This window comes from Streptomyces sp. NPDC048254 (assembly GCF_043201895.1).
In the GTDB taxonomy this organism is placed as follows: domain Bacteria; phylum Actinomycetota; class Actinomycetes; order Streptomycetales; family Streptomycetaceae; genus Streptomyces.
In genome coordinates this window covers 125040-142600 of sequence record NZ_JBICZJ010000019.1, presented here as the reverse complement: position 1 = coordinate 142600, position 17561 = coordinate 125040, and the positions used below count along the sequence as shown (strand labels likewise).

14 protein-coding genes are annotated in these 17561 nt (G+C 70.2%); 7 read left to right on the top strand and 7 right to left on the bottom strand.

Annotation, left to right across the window (positions count from 1 at the left end):
• Positions 1 to 95: 95 nt before the first annotated feature.
• Complete coding sequence (locus ACGFZQ_RS40005; protein WP_393844541.1) at positions 96 to 1283, top strand: hypothetical protein; 1188 nt, start codon at positions 96 to 98, stop codon at positions 1281 to 1283.
• Positions 1284 to 1289: 6 nt separating this feature from the next.
• On the opposite strand, the gene ACGFZQ_RS40000 is transcribed toward ACGFZQ_RS40005, so the two are convergent.
• From ACGFZQ_RS40000 to ACGFZQ_RS39990, 3 genes are all read right to left on the bottom strand, one after another.
• On the bottom strand, positions 1290 to 1823 hold the full coding sequence (locus ACGFZQ_RS40000) for a YbjN domain-containing protein (RefSeq protein WP_393844540.1): 534 nt from the start codon (positions 1821 to 1823) through the stop codon (positions 1290 to 1292).
• A gap of 172 nt (positions 1824 to 1995) precedes the next feature.
• Entirely contained in the window at positions 1996 to 4617 is a 2622-nt protein-coding gene (clpB, locus tag ACGFZQ_RS39995; RefSeq protein WP_393844539.1) for an ATP-dependent chaperone ClpB, read from the bottom strand.
• A gap of 360 nt (positions 4618 to 4977) precedes the next feature.
• Positions 4978 to 5274 (bottom strand): (2Fe-2S)-binding protein, encoded by a 297-nt coding sequence (locus tag ACGFZQ_RS39990; RefSeq protein ID WP_351708361.1) that lies wholly within the window; start codon positions 5272 to 5274, stop codon positions 4978 to 4980.
• Between the two features lie 333 nt (positions 5275 to 5607).
• Between ACGFZQ_RS39990 and ACGFZQ_RS39985 the strand changes: the two genes are divergently transcribed.
• Together ACGFZQ_RS39985 and ACGFZQ_RS39980 are read left to right on the top strand one after the other, a co-directional pair.
• The gene (locus ACGFZQ_RS39985) at positions 5608 to 6639 is read left to right on the top strand and encodes a helix-turn-helix transcriptional regulator (protein WP_382538411.1); all 1032 of its coding nucleotides are present in this window, start codon (positions 5608 to 5610) and stop codon (positions 6637 to 6639) included.
• The gene (locus ACGFZQ_RS39980; protein ID WP_393844538.1) at positions 6636 to 7631 is read left to right on the top strand and encodes a helix-turn-helix transcriptional regulator; all 996 of its coding nucleotides are present in this window, start codon (positions 6636 to 6638) and stop codon (positions 7629 to 7631) included. The genes ACGFZQ_RS39985 and ACGFZQ_RS39980 overlap by 4 nt, the downstream gene beginning before the upstream one ends.
• Here ACGFZQ_RS39980 and ACGFZQ_RS39975 read toward each other — a convergent pair.
• Positions 7594 to 8646 (bottom strand): LuxR C-terminal-related transcriptional regulator, encoded by a 1053-nt coding sequence (locus ACGFZQ_RS39975; RefSeq protein WP_393844537.1) that lies wholly within the window; start codon positions 8644 to 8646, stop codon positions 7594 to 7596. The genes ACGFZQ_RS39980 and ACGFZQ_RS39975 overlap by 38 nt on opposite strands.
• A gap of 392 nt (positions 8647 to 9038) precedes the next feature.
• Between ACGFZQ_RS39975 and ACGFZQ_RS39970 the strand changes: the two genes are divergently transcribed.
• From ACGFZQ_RS39970 to ACGFZQ_RS39960, 3 genes are read left to right on the top strand one after another with little or no spacing between them, the layout of a single operon-like run.
• On the top strand, positions 9039 to 10586 hold the full coding sequence (locus ACGFZQ_RS39970) for a circularly permuted type 2 ATP-grasp protein (protein WP_393844536.1): 1548 nt from the start codon (positions 9039 to 9041) through the stop codon (positions 10584 to 10586).
• The gene (locus ACGFZQ_RS39965; protein ID WP_393844535.1) at positions 10583 to 11515 is read left to right on the top strand and encodes an alpha-E domain-containing protein; all 933 of its coding nucleotides are present in this window, start codon (positions 10583 to 10585) and stop codon (positions 11513 to 11515) included. Before ACGFZQ_RS39970 ends, ACGFZQ_RS39965 begins: the two co-directional genes overlap by 4 nt.
• A gap of 1 nt (position 11516) precedes the next feature.
• Positions 11517 to 12359 (top strand): transglutaminase N-terminal domain-containing protein, encoded by an 843-nt coding sequence (locus ACGFZQ_RS39960; RefSeq protein ID WP_393844534.1) that lies wholly within the window; start codon positions 11517 to 11519, stop codon positions 12357 to 12359.
• A gap of 83 nt (positions 12360 to 12442) precedes the next feature.
• Here ACGFZQ_RS39960 and ACGFZQ_RS39955 read toward each other — a convergent pair whose 3' ends face one another.
• Positions 12443 to 13555, bottom strand: a complete 1113-nt coding sequence (locus tag ACGFZQ_RS39955) for a sugar ABC transporter substrate-binding protein (protein ID WP_393844533.1) — start codon at positions 13553 to 13555, stop codon at positions 12443 to 12445.
• A gap of 292 nt (positions 13556 to 13847) precedes the next feature.
• On the opposite strand from ACGFZQ_RS39955, the gene ACGFZQ_RS39950 reads away from it, so the two are divergent.
• Entirely contained in the window at positions 13848 to 15821 is a 1974-nt protein-coding gene (locus ACGFZQ_RS39950; protein WP_393844532.1) for a PA14 domain-containing protein, read from the top strand.
• Between the two features lie 54 nt (positions 15822 to 15875).
• Here the strand turns inward: ACGFZQ_RS39950 and ACGFZQ_RS39945 are convergent, their stop codons facing one another.
• Both ACGFZQ_RS39945 and dnaJ read right to left on the bottom strand, forming a co-directional pair.
• Complete coding sequence (locus ACGFZQ_RS39945; protein ID WP_362574813.1) at positions 15876 to 16337, bottom strand: heat shock protein transcriptional repressor HspR; 462 nt, start codon at positions 16335 to 16337, stop codon at positions 15876 to 15878.
• Between the two features lie 5 nt (positions 16338 to 16342).
• Positions 16343 to 17518, bottom strand: coding sequence for a molecular chaperone DnaJ (dnaJ, locus tag ACGFZQ_RS39940; RefSeq protein ID WP_351740609.1), 1176 nt, complete (start codon positions 17516 to 17518; stop codon positions 16343 to 16345).
• Between the last annotated feature and the right edge of the window lie 43 nt (positions 17519 to 17561).

The window sequence follows — 17561 nt, the reverse complement described above, 5'->3', positions numbered from 1 at the left end:
CGGCGGCCCGCGCCACGCCAGGAGGCGTGCCTCTCCGCTACCCCATCGGACGCATATCTCTCGCACTTCGCCCCGGTGCCCCGCAGGGTGCGAATGTGAGCCACGCCAGCACCACCGCCAGTACGACCACCGGCACGACCACCGGCACCGCCGCTCTCGCCCCGTCCCTCGTCACCGCGGGCGGCGTCGCGGTGGGGCTGTTCGCGGCGGCCCGGCTCACCGGCATGGCCGTGGTCGCGCTGGCCGCCTGGGCGGCCGGCAGGCATCCGCTGACCCTGCTCGGCCGGTCCTGGGACTCGGTCTGGTACCTGGGCATCGCGGCGCACGGCTACGGCCGGACCCTGTACTTCCGCCCCGACGTCATCCACAGCGACCTGGCGTTCTTCCCGCTCTACCCGGCCCTGATCCGGATCCTGACGACCGTCACCCCGCTGAGCGGGGCGGGTGCCGGCCTGCTGGTGTCCTGGGCGGCCGCCGCCGTGGCCGCCGCCGGCATCTACGCGGTGGGCGCCCGGCTGCACGGCCGCGCGGTGGGCACGGTCCTCGTCCTGCTCTGGGGCCTGCTGCCGCACTCCGTGGTGCTGTCCATGGCGTACACGGAACCGGTCCTGACCGCGTTCGCCGCCTGGTCCCTGTACGCGGTCCTGGCCGGGAACTGGCTGTGGGCGGGCGCGCTGGCCGCCCTGGCGGGCCTGTCCCGGCCGAACGGCTTCGCGGTCGCGGCGGCCGTCCTGCTCGCCGCCGGCTGCGCGATACACCGCTCCCGCGGCCGGGTTACCCACAGGCTGTGGACGGGCGCGGCACTCGCCCCGCTCGGCTGGCTCGCGTACGTCCTGTGGGTGGGCCGCCGCACCGGCGATCCGCTCGGCGGCTACTTCGGCGTACAGCGCCTGTGGGGCTCACGCTTCGACTTCGGCCGGGGCTCGCTGCTCTTCGTCCGCGGCCTGCTGCTGCGCGGCGACCGCTTCGTCTTCCCGATGGCCCTGGTGATCGTGGCGACGGCGGTGGTCCTCTTCGCGCTCCTGCTGCTGGACCGGGCCCCGCTGCCGCTCCTCGCCTACACCGCCGTACTCCTGCTGATCGCGCTCGGCGGCTCGGGCTTCTTCGAGTCCAAGCCGCGCTTCCTCCTGCCGGCCTTCCCGCTCCTCCTCCCGCCGGCCCGGGCGCTGGTCCGCACGGCGAGAGCCCGGCCCTGGCACGCGTCCGTGGTGGTCGCGGCCCTGGCCGGGCTCTCGTTCGGCTACGGCGCGTATCTGGTCGTCGTCGCCGGCACGCCCCTGTAGAGCTGCCTACTCCTCGTCGTCGCCCTCGGGCTGGTCGGCCCCGTCGACGGCCTCCTCCAGGCCGAGCTGCTCGACGAGCCACTTGTCGAACTCGATCGCGGCCCGCACCCAGCTGACCGTGGACGACACGAAGTGGTTGATGTCGACGCCCATGCCGATCAGCATCTGCGCCTCACCGATGAGACGGACGGTGCCGTCGTCGTGGGTGTGGGTGTAGACCTTGGGCCACAGCGTCCGGCGGTTCCAGTCGTCGATGGACTCCAGGAGCTGGGGCTTCTCGTCGATCTTGTGGGGGCGGTCGTAGAACGTCCGCACCGAGAAGACGGACTGCTCGTCCTCGCCACGGAACATGAAGTACGTACGGAACTGCTCCCACGGCGCCGCGAGGTCGCCCTCGTCGTCGACGACGTACTTGAGCTCCATCTGGTCGAGGAGCTGCTTCACAAGATCCTGATCCGGGACGACGGGGCCCGCCGGTCCTTGGGGCTGCGGCTCGGGCTGGCCCCCGAAGCTCGGAATCGAGGACGGGTCGATGGACATATGTGAACACTCCTGCGGTCGTCTGGCTCGTCCGGTCATCGCTGAGACCAGACGTAGGTCCCACCCTCTCTCCCTTGGACCGCGACCGGCAACCCGCTCCGCCCCGAGCCGCCGATTCACGCCGGATCATGGCGTGGGGCCCACCGGGTGACGGGCCTGCCTCTCGCGGTCGTCACAGGGTCTTACCGGTGCCTTCGGCGGCGCTCTCCGCGGTCACCGGACCCACGATCAGGCCCTCCCCGAAGGCGTCCACGCGGATCGTGTCGCCGTCCTTGACCTCGCCGGACAGGATCTCCTTGGCCAGGCGGTCGCCGATGGCGGTCTGGACCAGGCGGCGCAGCTGCCGGGCGCCGTACGCCGGGTCGTTGCCCTCCTCGGCGAGCCAGGCCAGGGCCTCGGGAGTGATCTCCAGGGCGAGGCGGCGGTCGGCCAGGCGCTTGGCCAGCCGGTCGATCTGGAGCCGGGCGATCCGGGCCAGCTCGTCCTTGGCCAGGGCGGAGAAGACGACCAGGTCGTCCAGGCGGTTGAGGAACTCCGGCTTGAAGGACTGCCGGACCGTCTCCAGGACCTGCCGCTTCTTCTCCTCCTCGCCGAGCACCGGGTCGACCAGGTACTGGCTGCCCAGGTTCGACGTCAGCACCAGGATGGTGTTGCGGAAGTCGACCGTGCGGCCCTGGCCGTCGGTGAGCCGGCCGTCGTCCAGCACCTGGAGGAGGATGTCGAAGACCTCGGGATGGGCCTTCTCCACCTCGTCCAGGAGGACCACGGTGTAGGGGCGGCGGCGGACCGCCTCGGTCAGCTGGCCGCCCTCCTCGTAGCCGACGTATCCGGGCGGGGCGCCGACCAGCCGGGCCACGCTGTGCTTCTCGCTGTACTCCGACATGTCGATCCGGACCATCGCCCGCTCGTCGTCGAAGAGGAAGTCGGCGAGCGCCTTGGCCAGCTCCGTCTTGCCGACACCGGTCGGGCCGAGGAAGAGGAAGGAGCCGGTCGGGCGGTCCGGGTCGGCGATACCGGCACGGGACCGTCGTACGGCGTCGGACACCGCGCGTACGGCCTCGGTCTGGCCGATGAGGCGGCGGCCCAGCTCGTCCTCCATGCGGAGCAGCTTCTGGGTCTCGCCCTCCATGAGGCGCCCGGCGGGGATGCCGGTCCAGGCGGCCACCACGTCCGCGATGTCGTCGGAGCCGACCTCGTCCTTGACCATGGTGTCCCGGGCGGTCTCCTCCTCGGCCTCGGACGCGGCCTCCAGCTCCTTCTCCAGCTGCGGGATCTCGCCGTACAGCAGCTTGGAGGCGGTGTCGAAGTCGCCGTCGCGCTGGGCGCGTTCGGCGGTGCCGCGGAGTTCGTCGAGCTTCTCCTTCAGCTCGCCGACCCGGTTCAGGGACTGCTTCTCGCGCTCCCAGCGGGCGTTGAGGCCGCGCAGGTCCTCCTCCTTGTCGGCGAGGTCGCGGCGCAGCTTCTCCAGGCGCTCCCGGGAGGCCGGGTCGGTCTCCTTCTCCAGCGCCAGCTCCTCCATCTTCAACCGGTCGACGGAGCGCTGGAGTTCGTCGATCTCGACGGGCGACGAGTCGATCTCCATGCGGAGGCGGGAGGCGGCCTCGTCGACGAGGTCGATGGCCTTGTCGGGGAGGAAGCGGGAGGTGATGTAACGGTCGGAGAGGGTCGCGGCGGCCACCAGCGCGCTGTCGGCGATCTGGACCTTGTGGTGGGCCTCGTAACGGCCCTTCAGGCCACGGAGGATGGCGATGGTGTCCTCGACGGTCGGCTCCGCCACCAGCACCTGCTGGAAGCGGCGCTCCAGCGCCGGGTCCTTCTCGATCCGCTCCCGGTACTCGTCGAGGGTGGTCGCGCCGACCATGCGCAGCTCACCGCGGGCCAGCATCGGCTTCAGCATGTTGCCGGCGTCCATGGCGGAGTCACCGCCGGCTCCGGCGCCGACGACCGTGTGCAGCTCGTCGATGAAGGTGATGATCTGCCCGTCGGAGTCCTTGATCTCGGCGAGGACGGTCTTCAGCCGCTCCTCGAACTCGCCCCGGTACTTCGCGCCCGCGACCATCGCGCCCAGGTCCAGCGCCACCAGCCGCTTGTTCTTCAGCGACTCCGGCACGTCCCCCTTCACGATCCGCTGGGCGAGGCCCTCGACCACGGCGGTCTTGCCGACACCCGGCTCACCGATGAGCACGGGGTTGTTCTTGGTACGGCGGGACAGCACCTGCACGACCCGCCGGATCTCCTGGTCCCGCCCGATGACGGGGTCGAGCTTGCCGTCCCGGGCGGCGGCCGTGAAGTCCGTCCCGAACTTCTCCAGCGCCTTGTACTGCCCCTCCGGGTCGGCGGTGGTCACCCGGCGCCCGCCGCGCGCCTTCTGGAAGGCCTCCACCAGCTTCTTCGCGGTGGCTCCCTGCCGGTCGAGCACCTCGCCGGCCGCGCCGCCCTTCGCGGCGATGCCGATGAGCAGGTGCTCGGTGGAGAGGTAGTCGTCGCCGAGTTCCTTGGCACGCTCGTCGGCGTCGGCGAGGACCGCGAGCAGTTCGCGGCTGGGCTGCGGGGGCGCGACCGTGGAGCCGGTCACGCTGGGCAGTGCGGCCAGCGCGCGCTCGGCGCCCTGGCGTACGACGGCCTGGTCGGCGTCGACGGCCGCGAGCAGGTCGGTGATGTTCTCGTTCTCCTGCCCCGCCAGCAGAGCCAGCAGCAGGTGAACAGGCGTCAGATCCGCGTGCCCCTCGGTCACGGCCCGGCTGCTGGCCGCGTTGATCGCGTCCCGGCTCCTGTTGGTCAGCTCGGCGTCCACGTTCGCGTTCTCCTCCTCGGCATCGTTCGGCTGACTCAGCCAACGTACACAAAGTTGAGTCTATTCCACTCAAGGTAGAGACGGGAGCCTTTCCCGGGACCAGCTTCGGGGGGTGCGAGGGGGGACCCTCTGTGGCAGGCGTCGAAGGCGCGGGGGCGGGATCGAGCCGGTGCCCCGGGGTGGCCGCCCTGTTCCGCCGGGGTTCCGTCGACGGGTTTCAGCCACCGTGAACCTTGGCCGAAACCGGCCGATACGCCGAAATGTCCCCCGAAAACTGCAGCGGCGTCACCGTGTTCAGGTCACGGTGACGCCGCTGCGGGGGGAAGCACCTGAGCGATCTTTTACGACGGGGGAATCGCGTCAGGCACTGCGGGGGGTGGCCGAGATGGTCCTCACGTCCGGTACCTCCGGCTCAGCCAGCCGGTGGTCCCGTTGGTCCAGATTCACAAAAATCATTCCGTACCGGACGGCGCACCGCACGGGCTGCGGCGCACCCCGGGGTTTGCGCAGACACCGGTAGGCCCGTACGTCCTCTTCCTCGTCCCGCGTGACGACGACCGGCTCACCGAAGACGGTCACCATCAGCGAGTCACCGCTGTGGGGGATGGCGGTGACCAGATCGATGAAGTGCCAGCCGGAGCGGTAGGCGGTGGCCATCTCGCGTCGGAAGGATCGGTCGTCGGGTGGGGTGGTCACTTCAGCTCCCGGCTCCATCGGTCACGGAATCAGTAGTGCCAGCAGTCTCGGAGGTCGCGGCCACCGCCGGCCAGCTGCTGTTCGCACGAACCTCACTCTTCCCGGTGGGCGAAAAGCCACTGAGTACTCCGAGGGCTGCGACGGCTGAGAAGGCGGCAACAAGCACCGAGCGAAGCAGTTTGTTACGCATCTTCGGCTTCGTCCTCACTTGAAGGTCCCCTTTTCCCCCGTCAGGTACGACGATGGCTCATTCGGGCACGTCGTGGCCACACAATCGGTGCATCATGTTCCTGCATGTTCAGGACCCTGGGGGGTGGAGTTTTGGTAACAAGTCACTCAAATGCGACACATCCCCACGCCTTGAACGAGTTGTGCACGGAGGGTAGTCGCCTGTATGCGGCCGCGCTCCGCGCGGGACGGATCGCTCGCGCGGACGCGGAACCGGCTCCCTGCCTGATGGATTCCGCCCTGCTGCATCCCGACCCCGACGATCCGAACTGGTTGCGTCCGGTGCCGCCGGCGATCGCACTGGCCCAGCGTCTCAATCCCATCGAGCGCGAGATCAGCACACGCCGTCAGCTCGCCACCGACATCGCCGGCACCTTCGAGCCCTTCCTGTCCATCGGCGGTCAGTCGGAGTCGGGCGGCGGGTCGATCACGGTGCTGGAGGGCGGCGAGCGCATCAACGCCGCGCTCAACCTGGCCACGGCCCAGTGCCATACGGAGATGCTCACCGTCCAGCCGAGCGACCGGATGCCCGAACGCAGCATGCTGCGCGGACTGGAACGCGACAAGCCGCTCATAGAGCGGGGCGTACGGATCCGCACCCTGTACCAGCACACCGCCCGCTACAGCCAGGAGAAGCTGGCCTACGCGGCGCAGCTCGCCGACGGCAAGGTGGAGTACCGCTCCATAGACGAGCTGGTGGAGCGCCTGATCATCTGTGACGAGACGGTCGCCTTCATCCCCATTCGGGACGACCAGCAGGTCGCTCTGGAACTGCGCCATCCGGGCCTGGTCCGCTACCTGGTCAAGGTGTTCGAGTTCATGTGGACCCGAGCGGTCCCGCTGAGCGCCGGCGCCCCCTACGAGACCGCTCCCGACGGCATCACCGACATCCAGCACTCCATCGCGAAGCTGCTCGTCGAGGGCCATGTCGACGAGGCCATCGCTCGCCGCCTGGGCATGAACGTCCGCACCTGCCGCGCCCATATCGCCAAGCTGGCCCAGGTGCTCGGCAGCGGCAGCCGTGCACAGCTCGGCTACCTGATCGCGCAGTCCGGGATCCTGGACCAGAGGCTCCCCGAGGAGGGCGGGGCCGGGTGACATCGGCTCCGCACACCGAGCACGGCATCGAGAGCCTGTGCGCCGCGGGGACCGAGCTGTACGAACGTGCCCTGGCCGAGGGACACATATCCGCCCGGGACGCCGCCGAAGCGCCCTGTCTCGTCGACCTCGGTCTGCTGCACCCGGCCCTGGACGACCTCGGCCGACTGGAGCCCGTGGCGCCCGCCATCGCCCTGAACCGGCTGCTGCGCGCCACCCGCGCCGGCATCGCGGACGCCCACCGCCGCGAGAACCTCCTGGTGGACACCTGGGAGTCACTGCTGCGGCTGGGCCTCCGCCCGATCGCGGACACGAGCACCGACATCCCGCCGCTGCTCCTGCACAGTGGCACCGCACGGATCAATGACGCCATCACCGACGCCATGACCGAGGCGGACCGAGAACTCCTCTGCGTCCAGCCGCACACCGGTCGTGTGGGCCCGCGCGGCGACGCCGCCAGCGAGATCTCCTTCGACCGGGACCAGCGGTTCCTGGACCGCGGAGGCCGTATCCGCACGCTCATGCAGCACTCCTTGGCCCATCTGCCGGGCGTCGTCGCCTACAACGAGATACTGAACGGCGACACCATGGTGCGCGGCCTGGACGAACTGCCCGACCGGCTGATCGTCATCGACCGCACGATCGCCTTCCTCCCCGCCGACCGGAACGGCACGCTCGCCCTCGAAGTCCGGCACCCCGCCTTGATCCGTTACCTCGTCACCACCTTCGACCGTCTCTGGCGCCTGGCCACCCCGATGTTCCCCAAGGCCGAGCAACGCCCCACCGTCAACGGCATCACCCCCCGCCAGCAAGCCATCGCCGCCCTCCTCGTGGAAGGCCACACCGACGCCGTCATCGCCGAGCGCCTCGGCATGAACATCCGCACCGCCCGCGACCACATCGCCAAGCTCGCCACCACCCTCGGCAGCGAGAGCCGGGCCCAGCTCGGCTACCTCATCGGACGCTCGGGGATCCTTGATCAGGAAGGCTGATCACGGCCGGCGCCCCGCTCGCCTCGCCCGGCGGCCGGTCCAGCCCCACCTGCGCTATCCGCACGCCCAGTTGGGTACGGCTGGCCGCGCCCAGCGTCTCCGAGAGGCGGGCGATGTGGGCGCGGCAGGTACGGACGCTGATGCCCAGGCGTTCGGCGATCACCGCGTCCTGGTGGCCCTCTGCGAGCAGCGCCGCGATGGACTGCTCCCGGTGCGAGATGCCCTCGATGCCGGTGTCGGGGAGCGGGGCGGTGAGCGGGATCGCGAGGCGCCACAGCCGTTCGAAGACGGTGACGAAGTACTCGACCAGGGCGGGGTGGCGCAGCTCCAGGGCCATCGTGCGGTCGGCGTTCGCGGGAATGAACGCCACCGTGCGGTCGAAGAGGATGAGGCGGTCGATGACCTCGTCGAGCGTCCGGGCCTCCACCGCGTCGCCCATCAGCTCCAGGTAGTTGAGCAGGCCCTGGCCGTGCCGGGCGACATGCGTGTACAGGTCCCGCATGCGCACGCCCCGGCCGCGCAGGGCGACCGCCCGGTGCAGTCCCTCGGTCAGCTCCGACTCACGGCGGATACCGCCCGGCTGCACGGTCAGCACCTCGCTGGTGCATGCCTCCGTCGCCTGGTCCATCGCCGCCTGGATCCGTGACAGCCCGTCCAGGACCCGGATCGCCGCCGTGCCCTCGGCGGAGGCCGACACGGCCTGCAGCTGCCGGCCTAGACCCGCGTACCACTCGAAGGCCTCGACCGCCGAGCCCATCCGCCGCTGGCTGTCGGTGACCTCGTCGTAGACCCCGCGCAGCAGCCGGGTCATGACCTCCTGCGGGGCGGTCGGCACCAGCCAGTCCATGTCGTCGGGGTCCGGGTGCAGCAGTGCCAGTTCCAGCAGGCAGGGCACCGCGTCGGCGTCCGTGCGCGCAACCCGGCCCCGGCGCACGGCACGGGAATACACGCGATCCCCGGCGGCGCACAGTCGGTCGGCACCGTGTGGATGCTTCTCCGTCCCGTGCCCGGCCATCGCCCATTCCACCCCCGGTTTGCTGCCTCTTCCGCAGCGCAACTATGAGCGGTCCGGACCGGGTCCGCAACACGGCTCCCCTCGCACCGGGTGCCGTAATGGACGGATGCGCCCGGGTATCTCCCGGCCTCCGCAGTCCGCACTGCAACAAGATGACGGTGGTGGCGGCGGGACCACAGGAGCATCGTGGCTGTCGCTTACCACGGGTGTTCGCCGGACACCCGGAGGGGCCCGGACCGGCCTCCCCCGATCGGTCCGGGGCCCTCGCAACGCGCCCACGGGGGTGGCGCGTTGCGAGGAGGGCCGCTCGCGGGCACGTCACGCGGGGACCTGGCGAATCCCCGAAATCCGCCGGTGATCACCGCGTTACGTGCCCGCTCTAACGTCCCTTCATGGCGGACATATTTGACGCGTACGCGTTGGCCGACGCGTGGGACGAGATGTTTGTGCGGCCGGGTGAGGTCAGGACCGCCTACGAGCCGGTACTGGCGGCACTCCAGCCGATCGAGCCCGGTGAACTGCGCTTCCGGGCCGACCAGATGGCCCGCGCCTTCACCGACCGTGGCGTGACCTACGCCTTCGCGGGCGAGGAGCGGCCCTGGCCGCTGGACCTGGTGCCCAGAATCCTCGACGCCCTGGAATGGGATCTCGTACGAAGAGGCGTGGCCCAGCGGGTCAGAGCCCTGGAGGCCTATCTCGCAGACGCCTACGGGCACGCCCGGGCCTTCGAGGACGGGGTGGTGCCCTGGCGGCTGCTGCTGTCCTCGCCGCACTTCCACCGGGCGGCGCACGCGGTGGAACCGCCCGGCGGGGTGCGCATCCACGTGGCCGGAATCGACCTGGTGCGGGACGAGGCCGGGGAGTTCCGGGTGCTCGAGGACAACGTGCGGGTGCCGAGCGGGGTGTCGTACGTCATCGAGAACCGGCGGGCGATGACCCGGATCTTCCCCTCGCTCTTCGCCGAGCAGCATGTGCTGCCGGTGGACGGCTACGCCGGGCGGCTGCTCGCCGCGCTGCGCGCCGCAGCGCCCGGCGGGGCGGCGAGCGATCCCCGGGTCGTGGTGCTCACCCCGGGGCCCGGCAACGCGGCCTACTTCGAACACGCCCTGCTGGCCCGGCTGATGGGCGTGCAGCTGGTCGAGGGTCACGACCTGGTGTGCCGCAACAACCGGGTGTGGATGCGGACGACGCGCGGCGAGGTGCCCGTGCACGTCGTATACCGGCGCCTCGACGACGACTTCCTCGACCCGCTGCACTTCCGCCCGGACTCGGTGATCGGCTGCCCCGGCATCCTGAACGCCGCCATCGCCGGTCACGTCACACTCGCGAACGCCGTGGGCAACGGCATCGCGGACGACAAACTCCTCTACACCTACGTCCCGGATCTCATCCGCTACTACCTCGGTGAGGAACCGATTCTCCCCAATGTCGAGTCCTACCGACCTGATGAACCCGGCCAGTTGGAGGCGGTCCTCGACCAGCTCGACCAGCTGGTCGTGAAGCCCGTCGACGGTGCCGGCGGACAGGGCATCGTGATCGGGCCGAAGGCCGACGCCGAGACCCTGGAACGCACTCGCAAAGCCGTGGTCGCCGACCCGCGCGGCTTCATCGCGCAGCGTCCGGTCGCCCTCTCCACCTCTCCCACCCTCGCGGGTGAACGCATGGCACCCCGCCACATTGACCTGCGTCCGTTCGCCGTGAACGACGGCGACGACATCTGGGTGCTGCCCGGCGGACTGACCCGGGTCGCCCTCCAGGAGGGCAACCTGATCGTCAACTCCAGCCAGGGCGGCGGCTCCAAGGACACCTGGGTGCTCGCCGAGGGTCCCGCCGAGCGGCCCGTACCGGCCCCGGCCGGCACCGTCGTCCCGGAGATCGCGCCACGCCTCCTGGGCCCCGACGGCACCCGTCCCGACGTACCGGAAGGAGCGCAGCAGTGAACGACGTGATCCTCTCCCGTATCGCCGAGGCACTGACCTGGACCGGACGGTACGTCGAGCGCGCCGACGCCACCGGCCGCATCCTCGACGCCTACCTGCACCGGATGCTGGAGGACCCCTGGCGCGACGAGGACACGGCCTGCCGGTCGCTGTACGCGATCCTCGGAGTCGACGCCGGCCCGGAGCCCGTGGACATGCAGCAGGTCCTGGACCAGCTCGCCTTCGACGCCCGCTCGACGGGGGCGATCGAGGGCGCGCTGGGCGCCGCCCGCCGGAACGCGCGCAGCGCCCGTGAGGCCGTCTCCTCCGAGATGTGGGAGTGCCTCAACTCCACCTGGCACGCCCTCGCCGGGCAGCGCCTGGCGGCCCGCCGCACCGGCCCCTACTCCTATCTGGAGCTGGTACGGCGCCGGGCCGCCCTCTTCTTCGGTCTCGCCGACTCCACCATGAGCCGCGACGACAGCTGGCGGTTCGTCGTCCTCGGCCGGAGCCTGGAGCGGGTGGACATGACCGTACGGCTGCTGTCGGTGCGCGTGCTGGACGCGGCGCACGCGCCGGACTGGCCGACGCTGCTCAGCGCGAGCGGCGCCGACGAGGCCTACGCGCGGGTGCACAGCGGGTTCGGGGACACCCCGAGAGTGGCCGGGTTCCTGCTGCTCGACCGGGACTTCCCGCGTTCGGTGCTGCACGCGCTGACCACGGCGGAGGAGTGTCTGGCCGCGCTCGGACGGCCGCGCCAGGATCCGGCGCGGTCGCCGGTCGGGCGGCTGCGGACCCGGCTGGAGTACCTGGACACGCAGACCCTGGAGGATCAGCTGCCGGTGCTGCTGCGGGATCTGCAGCAGGCCTGCATGGCCTCCGCCGACGCGGTGGCGGAGCGGTTCTTCCCGTACCAGGGGCCCGTCGAGTGGGCCCAGGAAGGAGCCTGAGATGGCTCGTCGCCTCCGTATCCGGCACGTCACCCGCGTCGCGTACGCGCGGCCCGCGGCCTCCTCGCACAACGAGGTCCGGATGACCCCGCTGACCCTGCCGGGGCAGACCACGCTGGACGCGCGGGTCACCGTCACTCCGGCGACCGCCGTCTGGTCGTACTGGGACTACTGGGGGACCCAGGTCACCGGGTTCGACCTGCTGGAGCCACATGAGGATCTGACCATCACGGCGTCGAGCCTGGTGGAGACCTCGGCGCCGGGGCCGCTGCCGGAGCCGCCGGGCTGGGCGGAGGTGGCCGAACGGTCGGGCGGGTCACGCCTGTTGGAGTTCGTGACCGGGACGTCCCGGACGACGGTGCCGAAGAAGCTGGTGAAGAAGGCACGGGAGGCCGCGGCCGGGCTGGGGCCGCACGAGGCCACGGTGGCCGTCTCCGGGATGGTGGCCGACCGGGTGGCCTACCTGCCGGGCGCGACCAGTGTGAACACGTCACCGGCCGAGGCGTGGGCCCAGCGGGCCGGGGTGTGCCAGGACATCACGCATCTGACGATCGCCCTGCTGCGGGGACTGGGGCTGCCCGCCCGGTACGTCTCGGGGTATCTGCACCCGGAGCGGGAGGCGGAGCTGCACCGCCCCGTCGCCGGGCAGAGCCATGCCTGGATCGAGTACTGGGCGGGTGACTGGTGCGGCTACGACCCGACGAACCGGGTGCGGGCCGACGAGTCGCATGTGGTGGTGGCCCGGGGGCGGGACTACGACGACGTCACGCCCCACAAGGGGATCTACCGGGGGGTTCCCGGCGGGGAGCCGGAGGTGACGGTGGAGTTCACTCGGGTCGCGTAGCCGGCTGGAACAGCCCCGCGCCCCTCTGAGGCGCGCACAGCGGCCCCGTTCCCCTTGCCGGGAACGGGGCCGTTGGCAGGGCCTTACTTGAGGCCGGCCTCGTCGCAGGCCGTCTTGTACGCGGCGGTGCAGATCTGCGAGATCTTGTAGATGCCGTCCGCGACGACGGTGTCCTTGATCTTGCTCTTCGTCACGGCGTTCACCTGCACCAGCTGGGCCGGGATGTCCTTGTTGGTCGGGCTGTCGACCTGGTCCTGGGTGAGCGCGTCGAACTGGATGTCCTTGCCCTGCACCTTGTAGACGGCCATCTCGGCGGCGGCCTCGGCCTCGTCCGGGTAGGGCTTGTAGACGGTCATGTACTGCTCGCCGGTGAGGATCCGCTGAATGGCGTCGAGGTCCGCGTCCTGGCCGGTGACCGGCGGCAGGTCGGTGATGCCGGCCGCCTTGAGGGACTTGATGATCTCGGCCGCCATGGCGTCGTTCGCGGAGTAGACGGCGGCGACGTTGTCCTTGCCGATCGCGTCGATCGCCTTGGTCGTCTCCTTGCCGGCGGTCGGCGGGTCCCAGTCCTTGGTGTCGAACATGGCGTCGGCCGGAATCGTCACCTTGCCGGTCAGCTCGGACAGGGCGCCCGTCTTGAACTGCTTGGCGTTCGGGTCCGTCGGCGAGCCGTTGATCATGATGACCTTGTCGGAGGTGTCGGCGTTCGGCCCGAGGCCCTCCAGGAGCGTACGGGCCTGCACCTCGCCGACCAGCTCGTTGTCGAAGGAGACGTAGCCGGCGATCGGGCCCTCGGCGAGGCGGTCGTAGGCGATGACCGGAATGCCCGCCTTCTCGGCATTCTTCACCGTGTCGGCGATGGCGTGCGAGTCGACCGAGTCCAGGATGACCACGTCGACCTTGTCGTCGATCATCTTCTGCAGCTGCTTCGCCTGCGTGGGGGCGGACGACGCGGCGTTCTGGTAGTCGACCCGGCCCTGCTTGTTGGTGAGCTCGGCGATCTTCGACTTCATGATCGGGTAGTCGAAGTTGGTGTACCGGGTGTTGATCTTGTCCGGCATCAGCACACCGACCGTGATGTCGTTGCCCTTGGTAGGGGTCGCGGTGGTCGACGATCCCGTCGCGTTGAGCACGCCGCAGCCGGCGAGCGAGAGGGACATCGTGGACGCGGCCACAAACATGGCTATACGACGCATTCGGGGGCTCACTTCAGGTGCGTTCCGGACATGGGACTGCTTGCGACCCAGATGTCTGAAAAGACAACGCGTAGGCCACACCCGGCGTCAAGCGGAACCACTTAACGAGTGCGCAACACTACGCTCCGCTGTCTCTGTGAAGGGTATGCGGAATCCCCTGCAAACACCCTTTACGGACCCTCCATCCAAAGGGAGTTCACGGGCAGGCAAAGATCAGTACAACCAACTCCTTTCCTCATGAGTCGACATCGGGACGGCTCCGCCCGTCAACCGGATACGACCAGAGGATCGAATGAACCCAGCCAGACGCACCGCGGCCGGCACCGTGGTGCTCGCCATCGCCGGAACCCTGCTCGGCGGCGCGGTCGGCACCGCCTCGGCGGCCACGAACTGCACCTCGCCGGTCTACAAACGGCAGTTCTTCGCGAACACCACCTTCAAGGGCACCCCCAAGAAGACCGACTGCGACTCCGCGATCAGTGAGAGCTGGAGCGGCGCCCCCGCCTCCGGCCTGCCCAAGGACAACTTCGGGGTGCGCTGGAGCGTGACCCGGGACTTCGGCTCCGGCGGACCCTTCGCCCTCGCCGCCTCCGGACTCGACGGAATCCGGGTGTACGTCGACGGCAGCCGCAAGACCGACCTGTGGAAGAACACGACCAAGACGGTGAGCAAGACCGTCAACGTGACGATCCCCAAGGGCCGGCACACCCTGCGGATCGACTACGCCAACTGGACCGGCGCCGCCAAGGTCAAGTTCACGTACACGCCCCGCACTTCGGCCGCCGTCGACAAGGTCAAGCCCCTCACCCCGCTGGACCCGCTGGTCTCCTACGACAGCGACGCCAACACGACGAAGCTGAACTGGACGAAGAACCAGGAGATGGACCTCGCCGGCTACCGGGTCTACCGGCGCCTGCGGGGCAGCACCAGCTGGACGAAGGTGGGAACGACCACGGCCACGTCCCTGACCGACGCCCCGCCCGCGACCGGCGCCCTCTACTACTACGAGATCCGCGCCTACGACAAGGCGGGCAACGAGTCGACCGGCACCGCCGACGCCCTCGTCACCAGCACCGTGCTGCAGGCGCCTGCCCAGTTCACCGCGTCCGCCACCGACACCGGCGCCGAACTGAACTGGTCGGGGGTGCACGCCGCGGTGAAGTACCGGGTGGAGCGGACCGACTTCTACGGCGTCGTCACCAAGTCCTGGGAGCTCAAGTACACCGTGAGCCTCACCGACGACACGCTCGCACGGGGCGAGACCGCCAGGTACCGGATCGCGGCCGTGGACGGCTCGGGCCACGCGTCGCCGTTCACCGACCTCCACGGGGTGACCCGCCCGCTGGCCGCACCCCGCGAGCTCACGGCGACCGCGGGCATCGGCAGCGCGACCCTCCAGTGGACGGTGAAGCCGGAGGACGCCCCGTACGACGAGTTCCGCGTCTACCGCTCGACCACGCTGCCCGTGGACACCTCGACGGCGCGGTGGGTGACCTGTACGACCAGCTTCACCACCCTCTCCGACGGGTCCCGCCGGTACAGCTGCGGCGACTTCACGGCCGAGGAGGGCACGACGTACCACTACGCGGTGCAGAACGTGCAGTGGCCCCAGGTCTCCCCGCTCTCCGACACCGCGACCGTCACCACGCTGGTCTCGGACAAGCCGCCCGCCCAGGTGACCGGGCTGACGGCGACGGCCACGGAGTACGGCGTCGAGCTGGACTGGGACGACAACACCGAGCCCGACCTGAAGCGGTACGCGGTCTACCGGGGCGTGGTGCTCGGCGAGGAGGGCGACGAGCAGGTCTGCTCCGGCTCGGAGTGGGCGTGGCTGCCAGCGGGCACCTCCCACTACCGGGACGTACGGCTGCCGGACGGCGACCACGCCTGCTACTGGGTGGACGCGATCGACAACGCGGGCAACTCCAGCAGATGGCTGGGGCCCGTGTCCGCGGTCACCGTCGACGAACTGGACCTGACCCCGTCGGTGGCGACCCCGGAGGGCTCCCCGCTCACCCTGACGACGGACCCGACCGACTCGGGTGTCGGCCTGTCGTGGAACGCCGTCGACTCGGCGACGGGCTACCAGGTCTACCGCTGGAACCCGGCCACGCGGACGTACGAGAAGCTGGCGGCCACCACGGACCGCTCCTACGACGACACCACGGCCGCCGCCGGCACCACCCACTACTACTGGGTGACCGCGCTGTACGCCGACGGCACGGAGTCGGTGCCCGGTGCGGACTGGGCGATCCTGGAGCCGTGACCGGCATGGGAAAGGGCCCGGAGGTTCACCACCTCCGGGCCCTTTCCCGTGTGCTCAGTCCTTGGCCTTCTTCGGCCGCCACACCACCAGCGCGCTGGTCTGCTGGACCTCCTGGTACGGGACCAGGTCACGGCGGTACGAGGCGTGTACCGCCGCTTCGCGCTGGCGCATCGCGGCCGCCGCGCCGTCCAGGGCCGCTTCCATCTCGGCCACACGGGCCTGGAGCGCGGCGACCTGGTTCTCCAGTTCGATGATGCGCTTGATGCCGGCCAGGTTGATGCCCTCGTCCTGCGACAACGCCTGCACCTGGCGGAGCAGTTCGATGTCGCGGGCCGAGTAGCGCCGACCCCGCCCGGCCGTGCGGTCCGGGGAGACCAGGCCCAGGCGGTCGTACTGGCGCAGCGTCTGCGGGTGCAGGCCGGAGAGCTGGGCCGCCACCGAGATGACGTAGACCGGGGTCTCCTCGGTCAGTTCATAAGGTCCCCGAAAATTGTCACTGCGTCGACGGCCGTCCATCTCTGTCATGCTCCCTTCGCGGCCTCGAACAGCTCGGCCCGCGGGTCCTCGCCCGCGGTCGCCTCGCGATACGCCTCCAGCGCGTCACGAGCATTCCCCGACAGGTCCTTCGGGACACTCACCTCGACGGTGACCAGAAGGTCGCCACGGGTGCCGTCCTTGCGGACCGCGCCCTTGCCACGGGCGCGCATGGTGCGGCCGTTGGGCGTGCCCGGGGGCAGCTTCAGGGTGACCGGCGGCCCGCCCAGGGTGGGCACCCTGACCTCGCCGCCGAGCGCCGCCTCGGTGAAGGTCACCGGGACGGTCACCGTGAGGTTGTCCTCCTTGCGGCCGAACACCGGGTGGGTGTCGACGTGGACCATGACGTACAGGTCGCCCGCCGGACCGCCGCGCTCGCCCGGTGCGCCCTTGCCGCGCAGCCGGATCCGCTGGCCGTCGGTCACCCCGGCGGGGATGCGGACCTGCATGGTCCGGGACGACTTGGCGCGGCCGCTGCCCTTGCAGTCGAGGCAGGGGTGCTCCGCGATCAGGCCGCGGCCCTTGCAGTCCGGGCAGGGGTCGGTGAGCGAGAAGCCGCCTCCGGATCCTCGCGCCACCTGGCCGGTGCCGACGCAGGTCGGGCACACGCGCGGTGTGCCGTTCTTGTCGCCGGTGCCCGAACAGGCCTTGCAGGGGGCCTGCGAGGACATCCGCAGCGGGACCGTGGCGCCCTCGATGGCCTCCGTGAAGCTGAGCGTGACCTCGGACTCGATGTCCTGGCCGCGCCGGGGCTGGGTGCGCGTGCCCGCGCCGCCGCCCCGGTTGAACAAGCCCCCCAGGACGTCGCCGAAACCGCCGCCGAAGCCGCCCCCGCCCTGTTGCTGCGGGTTGCCCCCGAAGAGATCGCCCAGGTCGAAGTTGAAGTTGCCGCCGCCCGCGCCCGGCCCGGGACGGAAGCCGCCGTTGCCGAAGAGGGCGCGTGCCTCGTCGTACTCCTTGCGCTTCTTGGGGTCGCCGAGGATGTCGTTCGCCTCGGAGATCTCCTTGAAGCGCTCCTCGGCCTTGGCGTTGCCCTTGTTGGCGTCCGGGTGGAACTCGCGGGCGAGCTTCCGGTACGCCTTCTTGATCTCGGCCTCGGTGGCGTCCTTGGGGACGCCGAGGACCTTGTAGTAGTCCTTCTCGATGAAGTCCTTGGTGCTCATCCTCGACGCGCCCCCTTTCCGGTGTTCCGCTCAATCTCTACGA

Coding starts and splice junctions, on each gene's coding strand:
- ACGFZQ_RS40000 (WP_393844540.1), bottom strand. CDS start 1,823: ATGTCCATCGACCCGTCCTCGATTCCGAGCTTCGGGGGCCAGCCCGAG.
- ACGFZQ_RS39990 (WP_351708361.1), bottom strand. CDS start 5,274: ATGGCCACCGCCTACCGCTCCGGCTGGCACTTCATCGATCTGGTCACC.
- ACGFZQ_RS39985 (WP_382538411.1), top strand. CDS start 5,608: ATGTTCAGGACCCTGGGGGGTGGAGTTTTGGTAACAAGTCACTCAAAT.
- ACGFZQ_RS39975 (WP_393844537.1), bottom strand. CDS start 8,646: ATGGCCGGGCACGGGACGGAGAAGCATCCACACGGTGCCGACCGACTG.
- ACGFZQ_RS39970 (WP_393844536.1), top strand. CDS start 9,039: ATGGCGGACATATTTGACGCGTACGCGTTGGCCGACGCGTGGGACGAG.
- ACGFZQ_RS39960 (WP_393844534.1), top strand. CDS start 11,517: ATGGCTCGTCGCCTCCGTATCCGGCACGTCACCCGCGTCGCGTACGCG.
- ACGFZQ_RS39955 (WP_393844533.1), bottom strand. CDS start 13,555: ATGCGTCGTATAGCCATGTTTGTGGCCGCGTCCACGATGTCCCTCTCG.
- ACGFZQ_RS39950 (WP_393844532.1), top strand. CDS start 13,848: ATGAACCCAGCCAGACGCACCGCGGCCGGCACCGTGGTGCTCGCCATC.
- ACGFZQ_RS39945 (WP_362574813.1), bottom strand. CDS start 16,337: ATGGACGGCCGTCGACGCAGTGACAATTTTCGGGGACCTTATGAACTG.
- dnaJ (WP_351740609.1), bottom strand. CDS start 17,518: ATGAGCACCAAGGACTTCATCGAGAAGGACTACTACAAGGTCCTCGGC.